This window comes from Streptomyces lydicus, assembly GCF_001729485.1.
Taxonomy (GTDB): domain Bacteria; phylum Actinomycetota; class Actinomycetes; order Streptomycetales; family Streptomycetaceae; genus Streptomyces; species Streptomyces lydicus_D.
Genome location: NZ_CP017157.1, coordinates 1,664,024 through 1,689,562 on the forward strand (window position 1 = coordinate 1,664,024; position 25,539 = coordinate 1,689,562).

Annotated in this window: 26 protein-coding genes and 1 tRNA gene; 4 read left to right on the forward strand and 23 right to left on the reverse strand. The window is 72.7% G+C overall.

Annotated elements, in window-relative coordinates:
* The 3 genes from SL103_RS07090 (at nt 1) to SL103_RS07100 (ending at nt 4,192) form a co-directional block, all read left to right on the forward strand.
* Nucleotides 1-2,520: a phosphoribosyltransferase gene (locus tag SL103_RS07090; protein ID WP_069567895.1), complete on the forward strand. Its 2,520-nt coding sequence runs from the start codon at nt 1-3 to the stop codon at nt 2,518-2,520.
* A complete protein-coding gene (locus SL103_RS07095; protein WP_432215340.1) occupies nt 2,520-3,428 on the forward strand; it encodes an HAD family hydrolase in 909 nt (302 codons plus the stop codon). The genes SL103_RS07090 and SL103_RS07095 overlap by 1 nt, the downstream gene beginning before the upstream one ends.
* A 104-nt stretch (nt 3,429-3,532) precedes the next feature.
* The gene (locus SL103_RS07100; RefSeq protein ID WP_069567896.1) at nt 3,533-4,192 is read left to right on the forward strand and encodes an O-methyltransferase; all 660 of its coding nucleotides are present in this window, start codon (nt 3,533-3,535) and stop codon (nt 4,190-4,192) included.
* A gap of 47 nt (nt 4,193-4,239) precedes the next feature.
* Here SL103_RS07100 and SL103_RS07105 read toward each other — a convergent pair whose 3' ends face one another.
* From SL103_RS07105 to SL103_RS07135, 7 genes are all read right to left on the reverse strand, one after another.
* Nucleotides 4,240-4,455: an FmdB family zinc ribbon protein gene (locus tag SL103_RS07105; protein WP_069567897.1), complete on the reverse strand. Its 216-nt coding sequence runs from the start codon at nt 4,453-4,455 to the stop codon at nt 4,240-4,242.
* A 25-nt stretch (nt 4,456-4,480) separates the two neighbouring features.
* A complete protein-coding gene (locus tag SL103_RS07110; protein WP_079146194.1) occupies nt 4,481-5,575 on the reverse strand; it encodes a sugar kinase in 1,095 nt (364 codons plus the stop codon).
* Nucleotides 5,572-6,192 carry a bifunctional 4-hydroxy-2-oxoglutarate aldolase/2-dehydro-3-deoxy-phosphogluconate aldolase gene (locus SL103_RS07115; protein WP_069567898.1) on the reverse strand — a complete coding sequence of 207 codons (621 nt, stop codon included), beginning with the start codon at nt 6,190-6,192 and terminating at the stop codon, nt 5,572-5,574. Before SL103_RS07115 ends, SL103_RS07110 begins: the two co-directional genes overlap by 4 nt.
* A gap of 181 nt (nt 6,193-6,373) precedes the next feature.
* Nucleotides 6,374-7,519: a galactonate dehydratase gene (gene dgoD / locus SL103_RS07120; protein ID WP_069567899.1), complete on the reverse strand. Its 1,146-nt coding sequence runs from the start codon at nt 7,517-7,519 to the stop codon at nt 6,374-6,376.
* Between the two features lie 144 nt (nt 7,520-7,663).
* Nucleotides 7,664-8,368, reverse strand: a complete 705-nt coding sequence (locus tag SL103_RS07125) for a FadR/GntR family transcriptional regulator (protein ID WP_069567900.1) — start codon at nt 8,366-8,368, stop codon at nt 7,664-7,666.
* A gap of 114 nt (nt 8,369-8,482) precedes the next feature.
* Complete coding sequence (locus SL103_RS07130; protein WP_069573493.1) at nt 8,483-9,130, reverse strand: DUF4383 domain-containing protein; 648 nt, start codon at nt 9,128-9,130, stop codon at nt 8,483-8,485.
* 227 nt (nt 9,131-9,357) lie between these two features.
* On the reverse strand, nt 9,358-10,743 hold the full coding sequence (locus SL103_RS07135) for a hypothetical protein (protein WP_079145608.1): 1,386 nt from the start codon (nt 10,741-10,743) through the stop codon (nt 9,358-9,360).
* Between the two features lie 141 nt (nt 10,744-10,884).
* On the opposite strand from SL103_RS07135, the gene SL103_RS07140 reads away from it, so the two are divergent.
* Nucleotides 10,885-10,959, forward strand: a tRNA-Val gene (locus SL103_RS07140).
* 63 nt (nt 10,960-11,022) lie between these two features.
* Here SL103_RS07140 and SL103_RS07145 read toward each other — a convergent pair.
* The 16 genes from SL103_RS07145 to SL103_RS07220 form a co-directional block, all read right to left on the reverse strand.
* Complete coding sequence (locus SL103_RS07145) at nt 11,023-12,174, reverse strand: tyrosine-type recombinase/integrase (protein WP_069567901.1); 1,152 nt, start codon at nt 12,172-12,174, stop codon at nt 11,023-11,025.
* On the reverse strand, nt 12,174-12,371 hold the full coding sequence (locus SL103_RS38585; protein ID WP_069567902.1) for a helix-turn-helix domain-containing protein: 198 nt from the start codon (nt 12,369-12,371) through the stop codon (nt 12,174-12,176). Before SL103_RS38585 ends, SL103_RS07145 begins: the two co-directional genes overlap by 1 nt.
* Nucleotides 12,372-12,854: 483 nt before the next feature.
* Nucleotides 12,855-14,330 carry an ATP-binding protein gene (locus SL103_RS07155; protein ID WP_069573495.1) on the reverse strand — a complete coding sequence of 492 codons (1,476 nt, stop codon included), beginning with the start codon at nt 14,328-14,330 and terminating at the stop codon, nt 12,855-12,857.
* Between the two features lie 2 nt (nt 14,331-14,332).
* Nucleotides 14,333-15,166 carry a bifunctional DNA primase/polymerase gene (locus SL103_RS07160; protein ID WP_069567903.1) on the reverse strand — a complete coding sequence of 278 codons (834 nt, stop codon included), beginning with the start codon at nt 15,164-15,166 and terminating at the stop codon, nt 14,333-14,335.
* Nucleotides 15,163-15,870 carry a class I SAM-dependent methyltransferase gene (locus SL103_RS07165; protein WP_069567904.1) on the reverse strand — a complete coding sequence of 236 codons (708 nt, stop codon included), beginning with the start codon at nt 15,868-15,870 and terminating at the stop codon, nt 15,163-15,165. Before SL103_RS07165 ends, SL103_RS07160 begins: the two co-directional genes overlap by 4 nt.
* Nucleotides 15,871-15,954: 84 nt before the next feature.
* Nucleotides 15,955-16,443: a hypothetical protein gene (locus SL103_RS07170; protein WP_069567905.1), complete on the reverse strand. Its 489-nt coding sequence runs from the start codon at nt 16,441-16,443 to the stop codon at nt 15,955-15,957.
* Between the two features lie 10 nt (nt 16,444-16,453).
* The gene (locus SL103_RS07175; RefSeq protein ID WP_069567906.1) at nt 16,454-16,927 is read right to left on the reverse strand and encodes a hypothetical protein; all 474 of its coding nucleotides are present in this window, start codon (nt 16,925-16,927) and stop codon (nt 16,454-16,456) included.
* 25 nt (nt 16,928-16,952) lie between these two features.
* Entirely contained in the window at nt 16,953-17,147 is a 195-nt protein-coding gene (locus SL103_RS07180) for a hypothetical protein (RefSeq protein ID WP_069567907.1), read from the reverse strand.
* Nucleotides 17,148-17,372: 225 nt separating this feature from the next.
* On the reverse strand, nt 17,373-19,586 hold the full coding sequence (locus tag SL103_RS37660) for a hypothetical protein (protein WP_069567908.1): 2,214 nt from the start codon (nt 19,584-19,586) through the stop codon (nt 17,373-17,375).
* A 93-nt stretch (nt 19,587-19,679) separates the two neighbouring features.
* Nucleotides 19,680-21,578, reverse strand: coding sequence for a hypothetical protein (locus tag SL103_RS07190; protein ID WP_164492761.1), 1,899 nt, complete (start codon nt 21,576-21,578; stop codon nt 19,680-19,682).
* An 11-nt stretch (nt 21,579-21,589) separates the two neighbouring features.
* Complete coding sequence (locus SL103_RS07195; RefSeq protein WP_069567910.1) at nt 21,590-21,967, reverse strand: RRQRL motif-containing zinc-binding protein; 378 nt, start codon at nt 21,965-21,967, stop codon at nt 21,590-21,592.
* Entirely contained in the window at nt 21,967-23,700 is a 1,734-nt protein-coding gene (locus SL103_RS07200) for a hypothetical protein (protein WP_069567911.1), read from the reverse strand. The genes SL103_RS07195 and SL103_RS07200 overlap by 1 nt, the downstream gene beginning before the upstream one ends.
* Complete coding sequence (locus tag SL103_RS07205; RefSeq protein WP_069567912.1) at nt 23,697-24,203, reverse strand: hypothetical protein; 507 nt, start codon at nt 24,201-24,203, stop codon at nt 23,697-23,699. Before SL103_RS07205 ends, SL103_RS07200 begins: the two co-directional genes overlap by 4 nt.
* On the reverse strand, nt 24,203-24,658 hold the full coding sequence (locus SL103_RS07210) for a Pycsar system effector family protein (RefSeq protein WP_069567913.1): 456 nt from the start codon (nt 24,656-24,658) through the stop codon (nt 24,203-24,205). Before SL103_RS07210 ends, SL103_RS07205 begins: the two co-directional genes overlap by 1 nt.
* Nucleotides 24,655-24,963 carry a DUF6303 family protein gene (locus SL103_RS07215; RefSeq protein ID WP_069567914.1) on the reverse strand — a complete coding sequence of 103 codons (309 nt, stop codon included), beginning with the start codon at nt 24,961-24,963 and terminating at the stop codon, nt 24,655-24,657. Before SL103_RS07215 ends, SL103_RS07210 begins: the two co-directional genes overlap by 4 nt.
* Nucleotides 24,963-25,199, reverse strand: coding sequence for a DUF6284 family protein (locus SL103_RS07220; RefSeq protein WP_069567915.1), 237 nt, complete (start codon nt 25,197-25,199; stop codon nt 24,963-24,965). Before SL103_RS07220 ends, SL103_RS07215 begins: the two co-directional genes overlap by 1 nt.
* Nucleotides 25,200-25,539: the final 340 nt, after the last annotated feature.

Sequence of the window (25,539 nt, forward strand, 5' to 3'; positions counted from 1 at the left end):
ATGAACGGTACGACGGAGGAGACGGAACACGTGGTGTGGACGGGAGAGTGGGTCGCCGGCCGGCTCGGGGTCTCGCTGAGCGGCGGGGACGAGCTGCCGGACCTGCTGGGGCTCGCGCTGCGGCGCAACCCCAAGCGGGCCCATCTGCTCGTGTCGAACGTGCTGGGCAAGCACGTGCCGCAGCGGCCGGACGTGGTGCACGGCGCCGGCGTCGGGCTGGGACGCCGGGTGCGCCGGCTGCTCGGGGACGACGCCGCCGCCCGCGCCGTCGTCCTGGGCTACGCCGAGACCGCCACCGGCCTGGGCCACTCGGTCGCCGACGGCCTGGCGCTCGCGCCGTATCTGCACTCCACCCGCCGCCCGGTGGACGGCGTGGCGCAGGTGGGAGGGTTCGAGGAGGAGCACAGCCACGCCACCTCGCACCTGCTGCTCCCCGAGGACCGCGCGCTGCTCGCCGGGGACGGGCCGCTGGTCCTCGTCGACGACGAGTTCTCCACCGGCCGGACCGTCCTGAACACCATCAAGGCACTGCATGCGCGTTTCCCGCGCGAGCGGTATGTCGTCGTCGCCCTCGTCGACATGCGCTCCGCGGCGGACCGCGGCCGGCTGGAGCGGTTCGCGGCCGAACTGGGCGCCCGCGTCGACCTCGTGGCGCTGGCCGCGGGCGGCGTACACCTGCCGGAGGACGTCCTGCGCCGCGGCCAGGAACTCGTCGCCGCACACGAAACAACCCCCGGGGAGCCGGCCGCGGCGCCCGCCCCGCCGCCGCTCGCGGACCACCCGGAGGCCGTCCGCGTCGAGCTCGGCTGGCCCGCCGGGCTGCCGGACGGCGGACGGCACGGCTTCACCCCGGCGCACCGCGCGCGCCTGGAGTCCGCGCTGCCGCGGATGGCCGCCCGGCTCGCGGAGCGGCTGGCCGGCGCCCGGCGCGTCCTCGTCCTCGGCAACGAGGAGTTGATGTACGCCCCGCTGCGGCTCGCCGAGGCCCTGGACGCCCTGATGACGGCCGGCACGGACAGCGCGGCGCGCGGCGGCGGGCCGTCCGCCCCGGCCGCGGGGCCGGGCGTGCACTTCTCGACCACCACCCGCTCACCGGTGCTCGCCGTGGACGACCCCGGCTACGCGATACGGACCCGGCTGTCGTTCCCCGCCCACGACCGGCCGGCCGACGGGCCCGGGGAGCGGTACGCCTACAACGTCGCGGCCGGCTCCGACCCCGAACGGCGCTTCGACGCGATCGTCGCCGTCGTCGACTCGCACGGGGACCGCCCCGAACTGCACGCCGCCGACGGCCTGCTGGACCGCCTCGCCCGCCACACCGACCGGCTGCTGCTCGCCGTCGTCCCCTCCCACGCCCCGCGACCCCAGGCCACCACCGTGCCCCTCCCCGAGCCGCTGCGCGGCCCCGCCTTCTCCTCCTACGCCGCCGACGAGGTCGGCTGGCTGCTGCAGGACCTGTCCGACGTCACCCTGGAGGCGCCCACCGAGGAACGCGAGGAGGCGATCCAGCGGGGCGGCGCCCACTACGCCGAGTCGCTGCCGGTCGAATACCAGCCGAGCGAGCAGTACCAGGCGCTGTTCCACAGTGCGCTGGAGTCCTCCGCGCGCCGCATCGCGCGGGCCGTCGGCACCGTCACCGAGACCGTGCTCGCCGAGCGCAGCCCCCGCCCCGTACTGGTCTCCCTGGCCCGGGCCGGCACCCCCGTAGGGGTACTGATGCGCCGCTGGGCCCGGCACGCCCACGGCCTGGACCTGCCGCACTACGCGGTCTCGATCGTCCGCGGGCGCGGCATCGACACCACCGCGCTGCGCTGGCTCGCCGCCCACCACGACCCGACGGACGTCGTCTTCGTGGACGGCTGGACCGGCAAGGGCGCCATCACCCGCGAACTCGCCCGGGCGCTGGCGGACTTCCCGGGCTTCGACCCGCGGATCGCCGTGCTCGCCGACCCCGGCGGCTGCGTCGAGACCTACGGCACCCGCGACGACTTCCTCATCCCGTCCGCCTGCCTCAACTCCACCGTCTCCGGCCTCATATCGCGCACCGTGCTGCGCGCCGACCTGGTGGGCCCGGACGACTTCCACGGCGCCAAGTTCTACCGCGAGCTGTCCGCGACCGACGTGTCCCGCACGTTCCTGGACGCGGTCGCCGCACGGTTCGACGACGTCGCCGAGGAGGTCGCCGCGGACGTGAAGGAACTCGCCGCCGCCGACCGGGCCCCCACCTGGGAGGGCTGGGCCGCCGTCGAACGGATCAGCGCGGAGTACGGCATCCACGACGTGAACCTCGTCAAGCCGGGCGTCGGCGAGACCACCCGCGTCCTGCTGCGCCGCGTGCCCTGGAAGATCCTCGCCCGGAAGGGCGCCGGGGCCGACCTCGCCCATGTGCGCCTGCTGGCCGAGCAACGGGGCGTGCCCGTCGAAGAGGTCGACGAACTCCCGTACAGCTGCGTCGGGTTGATTCACCCCCGCTTCACCCGCGGGGCGACGGGAGCCGACGGCAAGGCGGTGGCCTCCTGATGAGCGGCCGGCCCCTCGCCCACCACCACCCTTCCCCGGAAGCACTGCGCGCTGCCCCTCTTCTGGTCGCCAGCGATCTCGACCGCACCCTGATCTACTCGGCCCCGGCGCTCGGACTCACCATGCCCGACGCCGAGGCCCCGCGGCTGCTCTGCGTCGAGACGTACGAACACAAACCGCTGTCCTACATGACGGAGACGGCGGCCGGACTGCTCGCCGAACTCGCCGGCCGCACCACCTTCGTCCCGACCACCACCCGCACCGCCGAGCAGTACCGGCGCATCCATCTCCCCGGCCCGGCACCGGAGTTCGCGATCTGCGCCAACGGCGGACGGCTCCTGGTGCACGGCGAGCCGGACCCGGACTGGCAGCGCACCGTCGCCGAACGGCTCGCCTCGCAGTGCGCGCCCCTGGACGAGGTCCGTGCGCACCTCGTCCGCACCGCCGACCCGGCCTGGCTGCTCAAGGAACGGGTCGCCGAGGACCTCTTCGCCTATCTCGTCGTCGAGCGGCCGCTGCTCCCCGGCACCTGGGTGCGGGACCTCACCGGCTGGGCCGGCGAACGCGGCTGGACCGTCTCCCTCCAGGGCCGGAAGATCTACGCGGTTCCAGGGCCGCTGACCAAGAGCGCGGCCGTCGCGGAAGTCGCCCGGCGCACCGGGGCGTCCGTCGTCCTGGCCGCCGGCGACTCCCTGCTCGACGCCGATCTGCTGCTGGCCGCGGACCGCGGCTGGCGGCCGGGACACGGCGAGCTGGCGGACTCCGGGTGGCACGCCCCGCACGTCACGGCCCTCGACGAGCGGGGCGTCGCCGCGGGCGAGGAGATCACCCGGGCCTTCCTGCGCGCCGCCGCGGACCCGGGCGACGGGCGGACGCCGGCGCCGGGCGCTGCGGCGGTGGGCGGTTGACAGCGGCCGGTGGGGCCCCGGTTCGGCTAGTCTCGCCGAGGCGGTCGGCGACACCGTCCGGTGCTCGGCCGAAAGACCGTGATCCTTGAGCAGAAGGAGAGCCCGTGGCTGAGTCCAAGAGCGCACCGATCACTTCGGAGCTGTACGACTACGTCCTCGCCCACAACCCGCCGCTGTCCGACGAGCAGCGGAGCCTTGTGGAGCTCACCCACCGGAAGTTCCCCGAGTCGGCCGGGATGCAGTCAGCGGAGGAGCAGGGGCCGCTGCTCGCCTTCCTCGTGCGGCTGATCGGGGCCCGGCGCGTCGTCGAGGTGGGCACGTTCACCGGCTACTCGGCGCTGTCCATGGCCCAGGCGCTGCCCGAGGACGGCACGCTGATCGCCTGCGACATCTCCGAGGAGTGGACGGCCTACGGGCGGGAGGCATGGGCGAGGGCCGGCGTCGCGGACCGTATCGACCTGCGGATCGCGCCCGCGCTGGAGACGCTGCAGGCGATGCCGGCCGAGCCGCACCTCGACCTCGCCTACCTCGACGCGGACAAGGGCGGCTACATCGGCTACTGGGAGGAGCTGGTGCCGCGGATGCGGCCAGGGGGACTGATCGTCGCGGACAACGTCCTGTTCCACGGCGAGGTCACCGACCCGGCCGCGACCGGTTCGGCCCGGGCGATCCGGGCCTTCAACGACCACGTCGCGGCGGACCGGCGGATGGAGGCGGTGCTGCTCACCGTGGCGGACGGCCTGACGCTGGCGCGCAAGCGGTAACGCCGGGGCGGCCGGCCGCCTTGGCGCCGGGGGTCTGCTGATGCGGCCTAGCCGCAGCAGCCGCCTCCGCAACAACCGCCGCCCCCGCCGCTCGGGGCGGGGGCCGGGGCGCTCGCGGAGCCGCCGACGGCGACCGTGGAGAGCAGCTTCACGGTGTCCTCGTGGCCCTCGGGGCAGACGGCCGGGGCGGAGGACTCGGCCATCGGCCGGTTCAGCTCGAAGGTGGCGCCACAGGGGCGGCACCGGTATTCGTAACGAGGCATGGCCACAGATTAGCCGTGGCCCCGCTCAGCGCACGACGGTCCCGGGCGGTGCGCCCAGCATGCCCAGCTCGGCGCGGGTCGGCGCGCCCTCCCAGTCACCGTGCGAGGCGACCGCGAACGCACCGGTGGTGACCGCCCGCTCCAGGCGCCCGGCCGGCCCCTCGCCGTCCAGCAGCGCCGAGAGGTACCCCGCCACGAACGCGTCGCCCGCGCCGACGGCGTCCACCGCCCGTACGGGCGTGGCGGGCCGGTGCAGCGGGCCGTCGGGGAGGTCCCGGCCGAAGACCGTCGCGCCCGCCGCGCCCCGTTTGACCACGACCTCTCCGACGCCCAGGTCCAGCAGCGCCTCGGCCCGGGCGTCGAGTTCGGCGGCAGCGGCGCCGGCGGCCGCCGGGCCGGTGGTGGGCGGCCCGGTGGCCCCGTCCCGCGCGGCCGGTCCGTCGGGGAGGCACAGCGGCAGCTCGTCGTCGGAGGCGATCAGCACATCTACGGACGGCACCCACTCGCGCAGTACCGCGGTGGCCTCCTCGGCCGTCCACAGCCGCGCGCGGAAGTTCACGTCGAGGCAGACCAACGAACCGTGCCCGCGCGCCAGTCGGAGGGCCCGGGCGGCCGCCGAGCGGGCCGTCGCGCTCAGCGCCGGGGTGATGCCCGTCAGGTGCAGGACGCGCGGCGGGGCGGCCGCGAACGCGTCCTCGACGGCGTCGGCCGTGAGCCGCGAGCCGGCCGAACCGGCCCGGTAGTAGTGCACCCGCGTGACCTCGGGCAGCCGCGGCTCGAAGAGCAGCAGCCCGGTCGGGGCGCCGGGATCGAGGGCGGCGCCGGACACCTCGACGCCCTCGGCCCGCAGCGTACGGAGGACCAGCGCGCCGGCCTCGTCGTCACCGACCGCACCGGCCCAGCGGACCGCGTGCCCGAGCCGGGCCAGGCCGATCGCGACATTGCTCTCCGCACCGGCGACGGACACCTGCATCGTGCCGCCGAGCTTCAAGGGGCCGCTGCCGCGCAGGGCGACCATGGTCTCGCCGAACGTGAACACCTCCGGGCCCGCCGCCGGCCCGGGCAGCGCCCGGCCACCCCCGCGCCCGGCTCGTTCCGCGTCGGCCGCGTGCCCCGTCATCGTGCGCACACCGCCCGGAACTCCGCCGCGCGCTTGCGCAGCCCGTCCAGGTCGCCGCCGTCCGCCGCGTCCCCGACCAGCGGCGAGCCCACGCCCACGGCCACCGCCCCGGCCTCGAAGTACGCCTGGGCCAGGGCCGCGTCCACCCCGCCCACCGGCACGAACGGCAGCTCCGGGAAGGGGCCGCGGAGCGCCTCCAGATAGCCCGGGCCGCCGGCCGACGCCGGGAACAGCTTCAGCGCCGACACCCCCAGCGCCTCGGCGGCGATCACCTCGGACGGCGTCATCACCCCGGCGAGCGTCGGCAGTCCCTGCCGCACGGACTCCTCCAGTCCCGCCCCCAGCCCGGGCGTGACGATCAGATTCGCCCCGGCCTCGGCGGCGCGCCGGGCGTCGTCGCCGGTCAGGACGGTGCCCGCGCCGAGCCAGGCCGCGTCGCCGAGCTCGGCCCGCGCCCGCCGGATCACCTTCAGCGCGTCCTTCCCGCTGAGGGAGACCTCGATCAGCGGAAGCCCTGCCTCCGCAAGTGCCATGACCGTACGGAAGGACGCTTCCGCGTCCCTGCCCCGGATGATGGCGACCAGCCGCTCGGTCCGGAGTGCTTCGCTGAAGTCCATGGCGTTTCCTACTTTCTCGGCTCCCTGCCGCACACGTAGTACGTACGGCGCGGCGGGGTCGTTCGGGCGCGCGGGGTGGCACCTCCGATTATTCCGGTCGGGGTGCGGGGTCGGGGGAGGTGGTGGGGCCGGCCCGCCGGGCGCGGGGGACGGGGCCCGGGGGCGGGCCGGCGCGTGCGGGTCACCACTCGGCGAACGCGCCGTCCTCGTAGCGCCACACCGGGTTCCGCCAGGCGTGCCCGCGGGCGTCCGCCGCCCGCACGGCGGCCTCGTCCACCGCCACGCCGAGCCCGGGCCGGTCGGTCCGCAGCAGCGACCCGCCGTGGAAGCGGAACGGCTCCGGGTCCGCGACGTAGTCCAGCAGCTCGGCGCCCCGGTTGTAGTGGATGCCGATGGACTGCTCCTGGATGAGGAAGTTCGGGGTGGTGAAGGCGACTTGGAGGCTGGCGGCCAGCGCGACCGGTCCGAGCGGGCAGTGCGGAGCGAGCTGTGCGCCGTACGCCTCCGCGAGTGCAGCGATCCGGCGCAGCTCGGAGATGCCCCCCGCGTGCGAGATGTCGGGCTGGAGGACGGCGACGCCGGCTTGCAGCGGAGCCAGGAACTCGCGGCGGGTGAAGAGACGTTCACCGAGTGCGAGGGGGATGTTGGAGGCGTTGACGAGATCGGGGAGGGCCTGCATGTAGTCGGAAAGCACCGGCTCCTCGACGAACATCGGCGCGTACTCGGCCAGCAGGGGGAGGAGCCTGCGGGCGTTGGCGGGGGAGACCCGGCCGTGGAAGTCGAGGCCGAAGTCCCGGTCCTCACCGAGGACTTCGCGGGCGGTCTCGGCGCGGGTGAGGCATGCGCGGACCTCGGCGCGGGTCGCCACCGGGCTCATCCGGCCGCAGCCGTTCATCTTGACGGCGGTGAAGCCCGCCTCGACCTGCGCGGTCACCGCCTCCCGCACGGCCTGCGGTTCGTCACCGCCGACCCAGGCATACGCCCGGATCTTCTCCCGCACCGGTCCGCCCAGCAGCTGATGGACGGGGACGCCGTACTCCTTGCCCTTGAGGTCCCACAGCGCCTGGTCCAGCCCGGCGACCGCGGACGACAGGACCGGGCCGCCCCGGTAGAAGCCGCCCTTGGTCATGACCTGCCAGTGATCCTCGATCCGCGCCGGATCCTCGCCCAGGAGGTACTCCGCCAGCACCTCCACGGCCGCCCGCACCGGTTCGGCCCGCCCTTCGACCACCGGCTCCCCCCAGCCGACCAGCCCGTCATCGGTCTCCACCCGTACGAACATCCAGCGCGGCGGGGCGAGGAACGTCTCGATGCGGCTGATCTTCACGGCCGGACCGTCCTTTCGGCACACGGGGGCGGGCGGGAACCGCGGGCAGCAGGCGGGCGAGCGTCGCCGCACCGCGGACCTGCGCGGGTCCTGCCCGCCGGGAGCCACGCCGTAACGGCCGCGCGGGCGGAGCGCCGGCCGCGCCTACGGATGCTCCCGCGCCGACACGTCCAGCAGCTCCAGCATCGCCATGTACGCGCCGTCCACGTCCCGGTCCCGTACGGCGTCGACGACCGCCGCGTGCGCGGCGTGCGGATGCCCGAACCTGCGCTCGGAGGCCGGCGCCGCCCGGTCGCGCTCGACGAGCACCGGCACGATCACCCGGCGCAGCTGCGCGTAGAAGCGGTTGTTCGACGCGAGCAGCAGCGCCGTGTGGAAGGCCGCGTCGGCGCGTACGAGCAGCGCCGGATCGTCCTCCGTCGCGGCCATCGTCCGCAACGCGGCGTCCAGTTCCGCCAGATCGGCGTCGGTCCGGCGCTCCGCGGCGAGCGCGGCCGCGGCGGGCTCGACGGAACGCCGCAGCTCCAGCACGTCGGCGAAGAAGTCGGAGGACACCCCGGCCGCCAGCTTCCAGCGCAGCACGTCCGTGTCCAGCAGATTCCACTCGTCCCGCGGGCTGACGAACGTGCCGCGGTGGGGATCCGTGTCGAGCAGCCCCTTGGTGGTCAGCACCTTGATCGCCTCCCGCAGCACGGTCTGGCTGACGTCCAGCTCCGCCATCAGCTCCGGCACGACGAGGGTGTCCCCCTCGCCGTAGGTGCCTTTGAAGATCCGCTGCGCGAGCGTCTCGACCGCCGCGTGCTGCCCCCCGTGCCCCGCGGCGGACGCGGCCCGCCCCGACCGACTCATCAGGCTGCTCCCTGCTCCCGTCCCGGCTCCCCTACGCACCGCCGCAGGCGGCCGTCAGGGCGTACCGAGCACCCCAATCCCACCTCGGTACGCCCTGACGTCTCCCCGCCCGGCTCACCTCTCCTTGTCGCCGGAGCCACCGGCCCCGCCGCCGCGGCCGGCCACCTGGCCGGCCGTGCCTCTGCGCGAGCCGCTGCCGCTCGTACCGGGGCCCATCGACCCCAGGCCGGCGTGCGGGGCGCCCTGCATCCGGACCCGGGCGGTCTGCCGTCCGGCCGTCATCCCGGACACCGGGTGCCATTCACCGCGGTCGAAGCGCTCCGCCTCCTCCGGGTGGCGGGCGCGCCAGTACGGGTTGTCGTGCGGGAGGCCGCCGCTGACCCGGCCGTACATCCCGAAGACCAGCAGCATCAGCCCGACCACGAAGCTGAAGAGGACGTTCTGGATCTGGAACGCCAGGAAGTTCGCATCGGTCTGCAGCAGCGCCAGATTCACGAATCCGCTGAGCAGGAAGAGGCCGCCGAAGACGATGTTGAGGGTCGAGGCGAAATTCCCGCCGATGACCATCCCGGCAAAAAGTATCGCTCCGACGACGACCGACAGCACGCTGAGCGCACCGTTGGTGTTCAGTCCGGCCGCGGTGGCGCCACCGGTGTCGAAGAAGCCGATGTGGTGGGTCAGGCCGAGGATGCCGAAGGCGATCAGCACCAGGCCCATCAGCCCGGCGCCGATGCGGTAGACCTTGCTGAGCCCGTGGTCCACCGGCAGGTGCTCATCGAGCCGGGTGCGGGTGCGGTGCCGCTTGTCCCGGTGGAAGTGCCCCATGGGCCCGTGCAGGGTCTGACCAGTAGCCCCAGTAGCCATGTCCGGCCTCCTTCGCGCAGATGAAGCCGCTTGGGCCGTACTCCATGTCCAGCATCCGCCCACCGGCCGGATCACGCCATTGCGCCGGGCGGATCACCCCGCTGCCACGCCTCCGCCGCGCCGCCTCAGCCGGCCCCCGGCCCGCTGCCCCGGGCGTCCCTGATCTCCTGCACCACCCGCGCCGCGGTCTGCCGCACCGCCTCGGTCTCCGTCAGGAAGTGCCACCAGTCCGGATGCCGGCCCTCCAGGCCCGCGACGGCACGGTCCAGCCGCGCCACCGCGTCGTCCAGCGGGCCGGCGTGCCGGGGATCGGGGGTGCTGCGGCCGGCCATCGCCAGCCGTTGGGCGTCCCGGACCGCGAAGCGGGTCCGCTCGACCTCCTTCTGCCGGTCGAACGACACCGCATCCAGCCGCTGCAACCGGTCACCGGCCGCGGACACTGCCTCGTCCGTGCCGTCCAACAGCGCACGTACGGTCGCCAGCAGGCTCGTGGCATCCGCCCAGCGCTGCTCGTCCCGCGCCTGCTGCGCCTCCCGCAGCTTGGCCTCGGCCTGCTGCACGGACTGCGCGGCCTGCTCCGGCACGTGCTGCAGGTCCTGCCAGCACGCCGCGCTGTAACGCCGCCGCAGCTCGCTCAGGATCGGGTCGACCTTGCCCGCGCGCGTCGTGATCGCCTGCGCCCGGGTCCGCAGCGACACCAGCCGCTTGTCGATCTCCGCCGCCCGCGCCGGCAGCCGCTCCGCCTCGGCCCGGATGCTCTCCGCGGCGCGCACCGCGTCGTCGGCACGCCGGATCGTCTCCGGCACGCCGTGCTGACCGGCGCCCTGATTCAGCTTGGTCAGCTCCGGGCCCAGCGCGGCCAGGCGGGCAGCCAGCTCGTCCGCCCGCAGACCCTGCGCCCGCACCGCGTCCAGCGCATTGCTCGCCGCCAGCAACGTCTGCCGCGCCCGCTCCACCGCCGGGGCGAGCCGCGCCAACTGCGTCTCGGCGGACTGCAGCAGCGGCCCCAGCCCCTGCGCGAAGCGGTCGAGCTCGCCCTTGACGCGGTTCAGCTCGTCCTTCGCCCGCGTCAGATCGGCCCGGGCCCGCGCCACCGCGGCGCCGTCCAGATCGTCCCGGTCAAGATCATGCGAGTCGACCGCGGTGATGTACCCCTGACTCACCTCGTCGATCCGCCGGCCGAAACCCTCGTACTCCGCCGCGGCCCGCTGCGCCTGCGGGGAACTGTCCACGGCGGTGATCGTCTCTATGGAGATCCGCAGGTCCCGGTGAGCGGTGTCCAGCTCGTAGAACGCGGCCGCCGCGGCGTCCTTCGCCGCCTGCGCGTCGGCCCGCTGGCTCTCCCCACGCCCGAACCAGCGCCGGGTCCCGCCTCCCGCGAACGCCATCGGCGCCAAAGCCGCCACCAACGGCAACGGCAGCAACACGAGCGCCACCACGTCCCGGACCGGCCCCCCACGCACGCGACGGCGTCCTCGCTGCTCCAGCGGCTGCGTGTGTATCGCCGTCACTTCCCTCTCCCGATCGGATCGCCCCAGGGTGGGTGCCATTCTCCCACTCACCGGAAACGAACACACCGGCCGGTAAGTTCGCACTTCGCCCACTGGTTTGCAGTTCAGCCCCGCAGGCAAGGTAGTCTGTCGGCTCGGCCGGGGCGCATAGCTCAGCGGTAGAGCGCTGCTCTTACAAAGCAGATGTCACAGGTTCGAATCCTGTTGTGCCCACCAGCGAAAACGCCTCCGCGGAGTCCCCTCCACGGGGGCGTTGACGGTAGATCTTGACGGCAGTCCCTACTCCAGACGCACCCGACGTCGCCGCAAGAGTCGATCCATGTGTCCCACTGCCTCCCGCCGCGAGTCCTCCGAGACGTGGGTGTAGACGTTCATGGTCACCGCGATCTGGGAGTGCCCGAGGATCTCCATCACGACTCGCGGCTGAACGCCGGCGGCAAACAGCAGAGACGCGCAGCCGTGCCGGGCGTCGTGCAGCCGGATGCGGGGCAGACCCGCGGCCTGGCCGATCCGCTCGAAGGACCGGCTGAGGTTCCGGGGCTCGATCGGTCGCCCAGTACGCGTCGTGAAGACGTGGTCACCGTTGCTCGACCAGTCGTCCCCGGCGGCGCGTCGCTGAGCCTCCTGCCGCAGACGCTGCCACCGCAGGGGAGCGACGCACATCAGAGGCAAGGGGATAGTCCGGCTCCGGCGGTTCTTCGTGGAGTCCGTATACAGCTCCTTCTGTACGCGCTGGAGCTGAGTCCGCACCGACAGAGTCCGGCGATCGAGGTCAATGTCGCACCAGCGCAGCCCCAGGATTTCGCCCCGCCGCAGCCCCAGCGATACGGCCAGCACGAACGCTGTGTACAGCGGGTCCTTTCGCGCTGCCTCCAGGAATGTGGCGGTCTCGTCCACCGTCCACGGCTTCAGCTCCCTGGGCTGGACGCGCGGGGCAGGCACCAGCTGGGCCACGTTCCGGTTGATCAGTTCCTCCCGGCACGCGGCGGCGAGGGCCGACCGCAGGACCCGGTGCGACTCCTTGGCCGTGGGTGCCGACACCTGACGCTGCACAGCGGTGAGCATGCGGCGCACGTCGGCAACGCCCAGGGTCTCCAGTCGCTTCACGCCGATCTGGGGCGTCAGGTAGAGGCGTACGTGCGTCTCGTACTTGGCGTACGTCGTCTTCTTGCGCTCGGGCTTCACGTACTCCTCCAGCCAGTACGGCAACCATTCGGAGAGCTTGGCCGACCGGGTGGGCGTCGGGATGCCCTGCCGGTCTCGGCGGACCAGCTCCTGACGCTTGGTGTCGCACTCTTCCCAGGTGGCGCCGTAAACGGTCTTGCGCTTGCGGGTGCCGTCAGGCTGCGGGACGTAGACGCGGGCTTCGTAGCGGCCGTCTTTGCGCTGCCAGATGCTGCCGGCACCGTTCGGGTTTCTCTTGCGCGCCATCAGGCGGCCTCCTCGATGCGCTCGGACATGAAGGTTCGAAGGGAGTCGGCAGCAATCCGGCGGGACCGGCCGACGGTGAAGCTTTCGAGCTGACGGGAGCGGATGAGGTCGTAGACCTTGCTGCGGCTGATGCGCAGCGCCTCCATGACCTCCGGCACCATCAGCGACTCGATCGAGGTGAGCGGAGCTTTGCTCACGGCTGCCTCCACGGAACCGGGCTCTCTGCGAACGGGGTTGATATTGGTCTTCTCGGGGCCAGCGCCTGTCCGAGGTGCGGATTTCTGCGTCATTGCGTCAGGCACGTCATTTGTGGCTCTGACCTGTGGTTATGCGGTGACGCGGGCAGCTCGGGGCGTGTCATGGGGCGCAGGGCGGAGTTCTGTCACCTGTGACGCGGGTGACAGAGGATGACGAGGGTTTTGCCGTCTGCGTCACTGCTGTCACCGCTGGTCAGGGGCCGGGTTCAGGTGGCTGGTGACGTGGGTGACGCAGGATCTCTTCTCTTAGGAAAAAGAGGGGTGGTGTCTGTGGTGGTGCGGCGCTGCTCAGGGCGTGGAGAAGGAGCCGCTTCGCGGCGCGTCTTGTGCAGCGGCGGCAAGCCGCCGGAACAGCAAGAGGAGCACGCCTCCTCGCGGGGGTGCTCCTCTTGCTTGTTCAGTGCGGCGCTGTGGTAGCGCGGGTCAGAACGCCGCTTGCTGCTGCTGTTGGGGCAGTGTCGCGGGGCGGGTCATCTCGATGTAGCGGGCGGCGCTGGTGCGGCCCCAGTCGATGAGGACGCCGCGTGCGGCGAGGGTCGGCTGTAGCCGCTTGAGGCGGTCGGAGAGGACCTTGCCGGTGGTGGGCCAGCCCTTAGGCAGCGGCCGGCACTCCTCACCGCTGTAGAGGCTTGTGAGGCAGTGCAGCCATTCCGAGGACGTCATACGGACTTCCGTGCCCGTGTGGAGCCCGGCCGCGTGCTTGAGAACCGTCTGCGCCAGCAGGTCACCTTCGATGACGTCGTCGTTGAGGTCATCGAGGCTGGCCCGGTACGCGGCCAGCGAGCCGAAGCCGGTAGCCGCGTCGAGCTGCGCGCACAGGTGGGCGAAGTCTGCCATCCGCAGGTCGGTGGGGGTGTCCGCCTGGGCGGCACGCACCTTGACCGTCAGGTCCAGCAGGGAGCCAAGCACAGTCGGCAGAATCTCCGCGTACTCCGTCCACAGCTCTGCCTCGGTTCGCCGCACCCGGGGCCGCACGAGACGGAGCGGCAGGAGGCGCTCGGCGAGGTCCGGGCGGATCACGCCGACGTCGATGCCGGTCAGGAGCATGGGGCGCCGGTAGCGGGAGCGGACGACGTCGCCGTCGGTGAACAGGGCGCGCTTGATGCTCTCGGCGCCTGTGACGATGCAGCACATGAGGTCGGACAGGTCCGGGGGCAGGTGGGAGAGGTTGTCCAGGGCGGTGACCCATCCGGCGGCGACAGCCGTGATCATGTTCTCCTCGTCCTTCGGCGCCCGGCGCAGGTCACCGCTCATCCCCTCGATGATCCGCACCAGCATCCGGCCGCCGGTGGACTTTCCCGCCCCTTGGGGGCCGGTGAGGAACGGGGCGGGCACGGGAGCGGACGGCTCCAGGCAGCCGATGAGCCAGGCGAGGGCCAGGCACTCGGTCTCGGCGCTGGCGAAGTTGCACAGGCGGAGCAGTTGGTCGATGCCCTTGCCGTTGGTGTCCTTGTCGGGCAGGGGGAGTTCGCCGGTGAGCTGGGTGCGCCGCCAGCAGACTTCCTGCGGGTCGGGGGTGAGGATGTCCCAGCCGGTGGGGTGGATGCGGACGGACTTGCCGTCGTCGCGGCCCAGGTCGAGCCAGGTCGCCCCGTCGAATCCGGGCGCGACGCGGATGTGGGTGGGCTGTACGTCCTCGGTCAGTGCGAGTGCTTCGATCAAGTCCAACGCCTCCTTGAGTGCCGTGCCGTTGAACACGCCGGCCCCGTCCTTGTACAGGCCGACCATGAGTTCCTGACGGTGGCTTCCAGTCGTGCCCTGGGAGCGGATGGGCCGGGCCACGGGGTGGCCGTTCTTCTGCGCGTACACGGTGCCGTCGATGGTGCGGAAGTACCGGAAGTGCGATTGCGCGTAGTCGGTGATGACCTTGCGGGCGGGATTCTTCTCGTCGTCGGCCACGGTCACAGCCCCAGGGCAGTGCGGGCGTTGGCCCATGCGTCGGTGCAGTGCCGGGGGGATTCGCCCTTGGCCTGCGCGGCGGTGAACAGTCGCGCGATGTGCGCATCGGTGAGGCAGCCGCACCGGCCGTGGGCGGACAGCACAGCGAGGAACGTCCGGTAGACGGTCGTGTGGACCGCACTGCGGGCCTCGGTGATGCGCTGCTCTGCCATGGCGATACCACGCTCCAGGTAGACGGGCGTGCGATGGCGGCACTCCCCGCCCCCGATCAATGCGGGCACGGTGATGGCGTGCGACGCGAGCCGCACCGTGTCCTTCACCGCCAGGGCGCGGATGGCGTCTGGGAGGGGGGCCGTGGTGCCGGTGCCGGGCCCGCGCCACCGGGCGTAGGCCATCGTGGACTTGATGTCGACACCGTCACGGACGGCGTTCACCGAGCGCATGGCGCCCCCGTAGACCCAGTGCTCCCCCCGCGTGCTGGCCACGGTCCGGGTCGTCGGCAGGGTGCGGCGGGCCCAGGCAACCGCGTCGGCGGTGTCCAGGTCCACCACGGTCAGGCCAGCCCCGCCGGGGTGGTAGGCGACTGCCACGGCGTCCCGCCACGCCGGCGCCCACTCCGGAGAGGTGAGCACGGTGGGGTCGGTGGTGGCGGCGGCCCAGCCGTGGCACGGCCGGGGGCACTGGCACGGGCCGGCGGCCTTCATGTGCGGGCGGTCCCCGCAGGCGCTGTGTGCGCACTGGGGGCAGTTGCCGAAGGGATGCTTTCCCTGCCGCAGGGGAAGTACCGGCAGGCCGGAGGCGGCCAGCGTCAATGCGGTCGTCAGGTGCTCGCTCACGCGGCCACCTCCAGGGCGGTGCGGGTGAGGAAGGCGTTGGCGAGCCAGAGGCCGTAGGCGGGCGGGATGGCCTCGGCGATCTCCTTGCGTACGTCGGTCCAGGTGATGCCCATGGCCTGCTGCCACTGGGCGACGGTGCCCTTGCCGCCGCCTTCGCCGTAGACGGCGAAGTACGGGCCCTCGTACCACTTGCCGTGCCGCATGCCGGCCACGCGACCGCGGTGCGGCCGGTGGGCAGGCTTGGGGGCGGTCCAGTGGCCAAGTTCGAAGTTGCGGTGGCGGATGACGCCGAGCCCGAACATCTCGCCGCACAGCGTCACGTCCACCCGCATCCGCTTCGACGCCCGGCCGGGCGGCTGCTCGATGACATAGGGGCGGCCGGTGGCCTCCAGCGCCTCCCGGGTCGGCTCCAGCAGGTCCGGGTATGTGGAGCGCTTGGTGGCGTTGGTGCCGGCGGTCAGGGTGCAGTCGAACTGGCACGGCGGTCCGGCGTGGATGAAGTCGTACTCGTGGCCGTGAGCGCGGATGTACTCGACCGCGTCGCCCTGGTGGAAGACATCGCCGATGTAGCGGGGTTGGGGGGCGAGATCGACGCCGGTGACGTGGCACCCGGCGGCGAGGTAGCCGGCGGTGTCGCCTCCGACACCGCAGAATGCGGCCAACACCCGCAGGCGGGCTCGCCGGATCAAGGCAGGGTGGGTCATGCTGGAGGTCTCCTGTTCTGTGGAATGAGCGGAGAGCCAGGGCGGCCCGGAACTTTGCCGAGACACGGGCCGCCCTGGGCGTTGCTAGCTGTGGGTGCTGCCCCGCGGGTCGTTCCTCTGGTCGGCGGCCCAGAGGGCGTACTGCTGGCGGACGTAGGCGCGCGGGTCGCAGCCCCGGGGCGCCTGGTCGATGTCCAGCAGGACGATGGCGGTGGCCTCGGCGTCCTCCGCGGCGCAGGTGTCCTGGTCGGGGTCATCGCGCAGAGCCATGCGGTCGAGCAGCGCGGCGTGCCGCAGGTACCAATCCCGGTCCAACTCGTCGGCGGAGGCGTTGGCGGTGCTCTCGGTCCACGTCTGCTCGTAGGCGATGGTCGGGGCGTTGGCGTACGCCTCTTCGGGCGTGGGCCACTTCTGGGCCAGGCGACGGGCCGCTTCGTAGGTGTCGGCGGCCATGTCGTCGAGGGCGACGAGCAGTGCGTTGAGCTGGCGGCGGGTGATGTCGCACGTGTGGGGCTTGGTCCAGCCCGGGCAGTCCAGTGCGACGGTCACGATCTCGTTGTCGCTGAAGTTCACGTCAGCTCTCCTAGCGGTGGTTGATGGTTCCGTTGGCGCGGCCGAAGAAGCCGGTCGCGGTGATGTTCTGAGTGATCTGTGCAGGGGCAGGGCGGCGGCAGCGCTTGAGCAGGGCCATCGCGGCCCCGCCGCCGACGGCGATGAGGGCGACGGCGGCCCACAGGGCGTGGCTCATGGCGATCAGTCCCGGTGCGGCGTAGGAGAGGCCAACTCCGGCGGCACCGATGCCGAAGCCGGTGGTGGGCACGAGCAGGGCGGTGGTCTTGGCCCAGGCCGGGACCGGCTGGGCGGCCGGAGCTGCGGTCATGGGCGGCGGGGTGGGCTGGGTGTAGGCGAGAGTGCGGACGCCGCTGGGGAGGGTGACCAGCTCGACACCGGGCGGGATCTCCTGGAGCGGCATCGGTGGTGTGGGTCGGTGCTGGAGGTAGACGGGTGCCTGGTGGGTTTCGGCGGTGGTGATCGTGTACGTGGGTCGGGGGTCCACAAGTCCTCCTCCTGCCGGGGCCGGGTTAGGCGGTGAGGTGGGTGAGGGCGTCGGCTACGGCCTGGCACAGGCTGTGGATGGGCTTGTAGGCGCCGGTGCCGGCGACGAAGAAGCCGAAGAGGAACAGCACCAGCGCGTTGCCGAAGCTGACGTGTCTGCCGCGCAGCAGAACGACGGCGAGGATGCCGAAGAGGACGGTGGCGGAGAGCGTCAGGGCCACAGGTGTTCTCCTGTCGGTACGACGGTGGGCGGCCCTTCCAAGAGGAAGGGCCGCTCACGTGGTGGTCACGGTGTGTAGCTGTAGTGGGTAGTGAGTACTGGGTAGTGGGTAGTGGGGCGTCTACGGGGAGGGCCTGTTGAGGACCCACAGGTGGGCGGTTGGTGGGGTTAGTGGGTAGTGGGGTGTCGCGCCCCACTACCCACTACCCAGTAACTGAGCGTGAGGTCAGGGGTGGTCGGGATGTACGTAGACGGAGTGCGGTCCGCGGTCGCGGTAGACCAACTCGCCGCGTTCGGCAGCGGCTTTGAGGGCTTCGCGGACGGTCTTGCGGTCCCGGCCGACAAGGTCGGCGATGGCGGCCGGCTTCATGCCCATCGCCCCGGCGGACTCGATCGCGTCGATCGCGGTGGGCAGCCACTCCGGCCCGGCCGGTGCGGCCGCGGCGGCCTCCTCGTCCGCGGCGGCCTCCTCGTCCGCAGCGGTTTCGGCGGCCTGTTCGGTGATGCGCTCGAACTCTGCCAGGGCCCGTGCGATCGCCGCGGCTACCTGCGGGTCCTCTTCACCACCGCTGGAGCCTCCGGCGGTGGGGGGCTCGGTAGCCGGGGCGGTGGGCTCCTGCGGCGGTTCGGCCTGCGGGTTCTTGGCCTTGTCGATGTAGTACTCGATGGGCTTTATCGGGGTGAGCGTCCCGATGCCCCCGGCCTGTCCCGGTGCGGTGTTGCCGCCCGCGGCGCTGGTCCCGTCCGCTGCGGTGCGGGCGCCGGTGCCGGCCGGTGTGGGCAGGCCCAGGGCGTCCAGCAGCCAGGCGATCCGCTCGGGGTCGGACCAGCGCTCGTGGTAGCCGAACGGCGCGGCGTCCTCCTGGGCGGCCTGGTCCAGGTCGGGGCGGATGTCCCAGCGGGCCACGGCCAGTTCTTCGATGTCGTGGCGCGCGGTGCCGTCGGCGTGCTCGTCTTCGTCGTTGGCGAAGTAGACCTTGCCGCGCTCCGGCCCGATCCCGCCTTCCTGGGCACGGGCCTGGTCGAGGATGTAGAGGGCGCCCTTGCCGGGGAGCTTGGCCAGGTCCACCTGTTGGTAGTGGCCGGGGAAGACGAACTGGCCTTCCTGCTTCTTGGCGAAGCGCATGCCGATGGTGATGTCGTACTGCGAATCGACTTCTCCGCCGCCGGTGTTGGGGCCGGTGCCGCGCTGGACGGCGTCGACCACGTCCACGGCGGCCTTGCGGCCCTTCTTCAGCAGCCGGATCTTCGCCTTGAGCGCTTCCGGCGTCCACGCCATCAGGTCGGAGTTCTCATCCGACAGCACGATGACGGCCGGTTCGCTCTCCTTGGGCTGGATCTTCCCGCCCTTCATGCGCCGCGCCCGGCCGTCGGCGATGGCCAGCGCGGCGTTCAGCAGCCGAACCGCCTCCGCCGGGTCGGTGGCCACCCAGTCCAGGATCGGACGGTCGATCAGGCGGCCGTCGGTGTCCTTCCACTGCTGGGCCCAGGGGCGCAGCCAGCGCTTGGCGGTGTTGCCCTGCGCCATGTCGATCATCCAGATCACCGCGTCGGTGCAGCGGGTCAGCAGAGAGATGATGACGTGGAGCAGGACGCTCTTCCCGGACCCCTTCATGCCCGCGATCATGATGCTGACCTGACGGAAGAGGATCTCGATCGGCTCCCCCGACTCCAGCAGGCCCAAGGTGAGCGGTTCGCGGATGGTCAGCGGGTGGGAGTCGCCGGGCAGGTCGATGGTCTCGGCCAGCACGTTGCGGGTGGTGACGTGCAGCATCGCTTCGGAGGCCAGGCCGGATTCGCTGCGGACCAGGCGGAGGGAGCCGGGGCGGATGTCGCCCTTGCGGGTCTCCAGGGCGGGCAGCATCGTGAGCAACTGCTCGAAGGAGGTGCTGGTCAGGCGGAGCGGCATGGCGTAGCCGCCGCGGGTGCGCTGGCTCTTGCCGACCTCCACGCCCTTCGCTCCGACCTCTTCGAACAGGCGTGCCCATTCGGCGCGGTCGCCGTAGCCGGTACCGGCCTCGGTGGCCCATTGGGCGGCAATCTCCTCGGCCCGCAAGCCGCGGTCGATCGCATAGAACGGGGTGAGGGCGGCGGTGGCGGCGCCGACGACGGCCGCGGAGGCCAGGGTCCAGGGGCTGCCGTGGGCGGTCCAGTTGATCCAGGCGTAGGCGGCGCTGGTCCAGGTGGCGGTGAAGCCGGTGTGGAACCAGCGGCGGAACTTCGACTGGCCGGAGGTGCGGATGAAGCGGGAGGTGGCCGCGGCGGCGATGCCGGTGAGGGAGCCGACGCCGATCCAGCCCAGCGGCAGCGCGGTACCGGCGTCCGCGGCCAGCCCGAGGCCGAGGCCGCCGGCGTAGACGGTGGCGGCGGTGAACAGCGGGGTGGACACCACGCCGTGCCGCCAGGGGATCGGCTCGTGGTTGCTGGGACGGCTCAGCATGAGCAGGGTCTCCGTTCGGTCGGGGTGAGCCGGAAGAGCGCAGGCCAGGCACCGACGGTCGGTACCTGGCCTGTGGCGGAGTGGGTGAGCGGGTTACTGCCAGTTGGCGGACTGGTCCCACTTGGCGCCCTGGATGGTGGGGTTCTCGATGTTGTCGATCTGCTCGGCGTGGATGATCCGGTACAGCGTCGGGATGGAGTCCAGGCGCCCGGCGAGCGCGTGGGCGTAGACGGCGGTGTCGTCGTACGCCTCGGGGATGGCCGCGTTGACCTTGAAGCTCTCCCGGCTGGAGTGCGCGGCCATGGCGATCACGTCGCCGATGGCGCGCTGGATCTCCGCCAGGCTGTTGATGGTGGCTTCGTAGCCGACCATGTTGCCGGCCGGGTTGAGGACCATCATGGCGCCGGCGGTGCGCACGGCGTCGGCGGCGTACTGCAGCGGCAGCGCGGGTTCGATGGAGGACACAGGAACTCCGTTCGTCGCAGGAGTGGTGATGCGGGTCGGGCTGTGCACTGCCCGGTGTGCTCCGGCCGTCCGGACACCGGTCGGTGTCGTGCGGCGGGTCTTGGGCGGGGTGGTGTCGGCGCTGGTGTGCCGGTACATCCAGCGGTTCAGCCACCCCCAAGACCCGGCCCAGGCAAGGGCACGAGCGGCGGGGGTGGTCAGGGTGTGGAAGACACGGGCCAGCGGGCGCAGCCAGTTCGGCCCGACGGTGGAGAAGCGGACCGAGCCCAGAGCCAGATGCCCGTTGAGCAGGGCGCGCGAGCCGTAGCGCCAGGCATGGGCCAGCAGCGGCGAGCCGTGCCGGGCCACCAGGCGGGCCGTGGCCCGCAGCGGAGTGGCGGCCTTACGCAGCCGATCCCGGGTCACAGGGCTGAGGTGCTTGCGCAGCTTCCGCCCCACCCAGTACGAGCCTTGCTTGGTCAGGCGCGAGCCGTGGCGCAGCCCGCGCCAGGCGCCCCGCAGCTTGGACTTCTCCTGTCGCGAGGTGCGCTTGGGGCGGGTCTTGAGCTTGCCGGAGTTGGGCTGCTTGCCCGACTGCCCACGGTTGCGAAGAGCAGCCTGGGTGAGGGCCTTCGCGGCCTTCCGGGCCCGCCCGCCGGCCGAGGTGGTGCTCTGCTGCGGTGCGGGCTTGTAACTGCCCTTGCTGTTGCCCGGCTGCTGCCGGCCGCTGCTCTTCGGTTGCTTGGCACCACCTGTTCGACGTGCCCCGCCCTGCGGAGTGTTGATGCCGGCCGCGGTGGTGGGGGACTTGCGGCTGAACGTCCGGGCCAGCCTTCCAGCGGCGCCGGAGAGCGTCGGTGCGGCGCCCCCGCCCGTGTGCTTGCGGAGCGACGCGCCGCCGGTCGGCTTGGGTGCCGTACGCGGCGCCGCGCCGCTCGGAGTGGTGCGGCGGCCCGGCCCGCCCAGTGCCGCCGCGTTCCGTCCCAGCACGCCCGGCTGGTGACTGGAGAGATTCGGCGTGGCCGCGCCCAGCGGCTTCGGCTTCGGGGCCAGACCACCTGGCTTCCGTGAGGTGCCACCGGCGCGGCCGACTGCCGACGGCGTGCCGCTGGTTGGCTTGCGCTGCGACGGTCCGGCCCCGGACCGGGCGGCAGGAACCCTCCCGCCGGCAGTCGAAGCACGTCCCGCAGGGCCGGAGGCAGCACCGCCACGGTGCCCGGTGCCCGGTGCGCGCAGCGAGGCACGCCCCAGACGGCCCGAGCCTGCCCGCCGAATGCGCCGCCCGGCCCGCACTGCCAGCGTGGCCGTGGCGACCGCGGAGCAGGCGACGACGGCCAGGAGGACGGCGGGCAGGCTGAACTGATGGCAGAGCCAGCAGAACCCGATCAGGCCGGTCAGCGCGCCGCCGGGGATCAAGACGCCACCCAGCGTCTGCCCCGGCGCGGAGGCCGGCTCCCTGGTCTGTGCGGCCGGCTTCGGCTGCTGCTTGATGGCTTCGGGCGTCGTGGTGGGGGTGGGTGGTTTGGTCTCGGTTGCGGTTGAGGGCATGGGAGCCTCCTTCATGCGGCCAGCGCGGGAGCGTCTGCGCAGGGCACACACACGCCGAGTGAGGTGGAGAGGGTGTAGCCCGCGTCCCGCCCGCAGACGGGGCAGGTGCGGCGGGCGGCGTTCGCCTTCGCCAGGGCCGCCCACTTGCCCGGGGTCATGGGCCGGACGGACTTGGCCTGGTCGATGCGGTAGAGGTAGGCGACGCGGACCCCGCCGCGGAGGCGGCGGGAGCGCCACAGGATCTGCGCGGCGATCTCCTGCCCGCCGGGACGGAGGCCCCGCGCGCGGAGTTGCGCGCGGGTGGCCAGACCGTCCGGGGCCAGGCGCCACGGGTAGGTGGGGAGCCCGTACTTCGTGCCCTCGGGGTCCCAGAATCGGGGACCCGGCATCAGGCGGCGCTGGCCGGGGCGGTGTCGTCAACGGCGGGGTGCGCGGCTGCGCGCGGCTGGTGCGCGGCGATCTGCGCGGCGCGCGCGGCACGGAAGTCCCGCAGCCAGTTCCGCGCGTTACCACCGTCCACCCCGAACCGCTCCGCCAGCTCCGCCGCACTCGGCTCGCTCTGGCCGCCGGTGGTGGTGAGGGTGTGGAGGTAGTGCTGCCAGCCCTGCTCCTTGGCCGGTGACTTCCACATCGGCCCCTCCCCGCCCATGGCGGCTTCCGGGGCCTGAGGCCGGAGGGCTGCCAGGTCGCCGCGCAGCCGGTCGCGTAGGAGGGTGGCTTCCTGGATCTGCCGCTTGACCTGCCCCAACGCTTGCTGGCGCTGCTGGGTGAGCCCTTCGGCTTCCTGTGCCTGGTTGGTCAGGGCGTCGAGGCGCTGCTGCTGGTCGTCGGTGGCCTTGCGCAGGTCCCGCAGGGCGGTCTCGGCCTCCTGCCGCAGGTGAGCGGCCTTGGTGTTGGCGTCCTGGATGATGCCTTCCGCGCGCTGCCGCGCGGCCTGCTCGTCCTGCCGCGCGGCTTCCGCGCGCTGCCGCGCATCTGCCATCGCGGCCGCCGCGCCACCCTGGTCCTCAAGGGCAGTTTTGCGGGCCTCTTCCGCGCGGGCCAACTCCTGACGCGCGGCAGCTAGGTCGGCTTCCGCGCGCTCCCGCGCGCTCTCCGCCTCCTGCCGCGCGTGCTCAGCTTCCTGCCGCGCGGCTTCCGCGCGCCGCCGCGCGTCCTCGGCCTGCTCCGCCAGCGCGGAGGACTCGATGCGCTGCGCGGCCGGCGTCACGGCCAGGTCCTCGATCAGTGCCAGCACGGCCGGGGCGTCGGCATAGTTCAGCCGCGCGACTTCCTCCGCCCGCGTCAGCGCTGCCAGGCGCCGCACCAGAGCCAGCGCCTGGCCCCGGTCGGTGGCCACGTCCGCACGATCGAGAGCCTTCTGCGCCCGCCCCCGAAGCCGCGCCCGCCGCCGCTGCGCCCGCCGCGCGGCACGCGGCCCGGCCGGAGCAGCTGCTTCGAGGGTGAGGCGGAGGCGGTAGACGCGCAGGGCTGCACGCTGCGCCATGGCCGCGCGGGCGATGGCGGAGGAGGAGGTACGGGCATCCAGGCCGAGCAGGGCGAACAGCCCCGACCAGGCGTGCTGCCACAGCAGTGCCACCAACCTGGCCGGCCCCGGTCGCACATCCTCCTCCTCATCCCGGCCGGGAGTGTGGAGCTTGCTGCGCAGCTGCAGTTCGATCAGCCAGGCGGCCAGCGCCGGGACCGCGGCGAGCACCGGCCGGGCCCACCAGTTCGGGGCGTGCACGGCGTTCATCGCGCCGGAGAACGCCACCAGCGTCCAGGCCGTGCGGTGCATCAACCGCAGCTCCCGCGTCCACCCGACCTCCGGGTCGGCGGCACGGTAGAGCATCACCAGCAGCGTCATCTCCGCCGCGTCAAACACCGAGATGAACGCAACAGTCAGCAGGCGCGGCAGGTGCACGGTCTCGGTGGCAAAGCCCCACAGACCGTAGACGCTGACCGCGACACCACCCAGCGCCACGATGGCCTGCGGGCCGATGCCGGCCAGCCACGACGAGCGCCGCAGCCGCCCGATACCCCACACCGCCACCGCCACCGCGAACAGCGCGGTGGCCAGCGGCGCGGCCCAGGACAGCCAACCGGAGCCGTCAGGCAGAAGGTGGGAAAGGGTCGGGATCATCCGGCATCACCGCCGTCCGCCACCGCCCAATTGCTCAGCGGCGAGATGCGCCAGGCCACCTCAGACGCCGGACGGTCGCTAAGGGCCGTACCCCAGCCATCCGGGTCGGCGCCGAAGGAGGACGCATGCCGCTTAGCCGCCGCACCGTCGGGGTGGATGCTGCGCAGCTGGCCGTAGTGCAGCAACACCACCGCCCCGACCATCGCGTCCAGCTCGCGGGTCAGCGCGCCGATCCGGGCAGCCTGCTCGGCCACCGTCGCACGCGCGCTGGCCAGCTGGGCCTCCGTGCACTCCAGCATCTCCCGGACCATCACCGCGTCGGCTCGGGCCGCCTCGGCCGCGCGCTCGGCGGCTTCCACATCGGCCGTCAAGTCGTAGACGGTGCGCAGATGGCCGGCGTACGCGCGGTCCGCGGCACCCTGGATCTCCCGTGCCCGCTCACGAGCGCCATCGGCGTCCTGCTGCAAGGCCGCCAGCCGGGCGCGGGTAACGACGCGAATCATCACGCCACCCCCAGCCACGCCACAACGGCCGCCACGACGAGCAGCGCACCGGCAACACAGGTCAGGTCGATGGCGCGCTGAAGGCGGGCGAACTTGGCAACGGCGATGCGGGACAGGGCGGCGATGTGCGCGGGCCGGTCGTCCTCGCTCAGCGCGTCCCGGATCTCGTCGGGGGTGAGGGTGGCCCACTTGGGGAAGCCCTGCGGGCGGGCGCCACCGAGGTTCGGGCGGACCGTCCGCAGCAGGTACGTGGCCGCGGCCAGCAGCACCGCCACCCCGGCGGCCCCGAACGCGACGGCGGCCGGGGGCAGGTGGACGCTGGTGGCCACCGTCCAGGCGCCGGCCAGCATCGCGCCGGTGAACGCCAGCAGCAAACTGGCCTTCGTGTCCGTACGGGCCAGCTCCGCCTTGACCTCCGCGTGCGCCGCCGTCAGCGCAGTGTCCTGGAAGCTCATGCCCCCACCTCCGGCACGAACGCCGTGGCGGACGGGCTGGCCAGCACGCTGACCGCGGCGAGCAGGCACACCGTGCTGCCGGGGTCATCGGGCAGTTCGCTGTACTCGATCCACTCCCACTCGGTGCCCGACGCCACCTCGTACCCGAGGGAGGCAAGCGCCTCGGCCCGCTCCACGACCGTGGGGATCGGGGCGGAGCGGCCCCAGGTGTGCTCGGGCCACTCCGACGCGCCGAAGAGCACGACGTACACGCGCCAGAAGCCGGCGGGAGACAGCGTCATCTGAGCGGTGAAGGTGTCGGCCATCACGCGGCCTCCCCGGAGGGGGCGCGGTTGGCCAGCGCGGCCCGCTCGGCCAGCACCCGGGCCTCAGCCCGGCGCAGGCGCCGCCGGTCCAGCTCGGAGGGCACTCGGTCCATCAGGGCAATTTGAACGTCCAGCAGCTCGACTTCCGCCTCGATCAGCGGCGTCTCGGCGACGATGGCGGCCCACTCCGTGGCCGGCTCACGGTCCGGATCGGGGACCAGTGCAATGATGCTCATGGGTCGTTGTGTCCTCTCAGGTGGAACGGCCCTCCAGCGGCCCCGGGATTGCGCCCCGGGGTCGCGTGCCGTTCGGATGAGGCCGCACAGGATGTGTGCGGCAGGCCGCCTCGGCGGCCGGGCCGGAATCGATCCAGCTCCCCACACCCCACCCGTACGAGCAGCCCCGCGAAGAGGCGCCCGGACGGGCGGAGGAGGCAACCGGCCGCGGCTATCCCGCGGTAGCTCCGGATGAACCGCGCGCGGCGGCGCCCGGATGTCTCCGGCGCCGCCCCGGGCGGGGACGCAAAGGGCATTGCTGCTGCCGTACCGGTCCAGCACGGCAGCGCCCTACAGATGT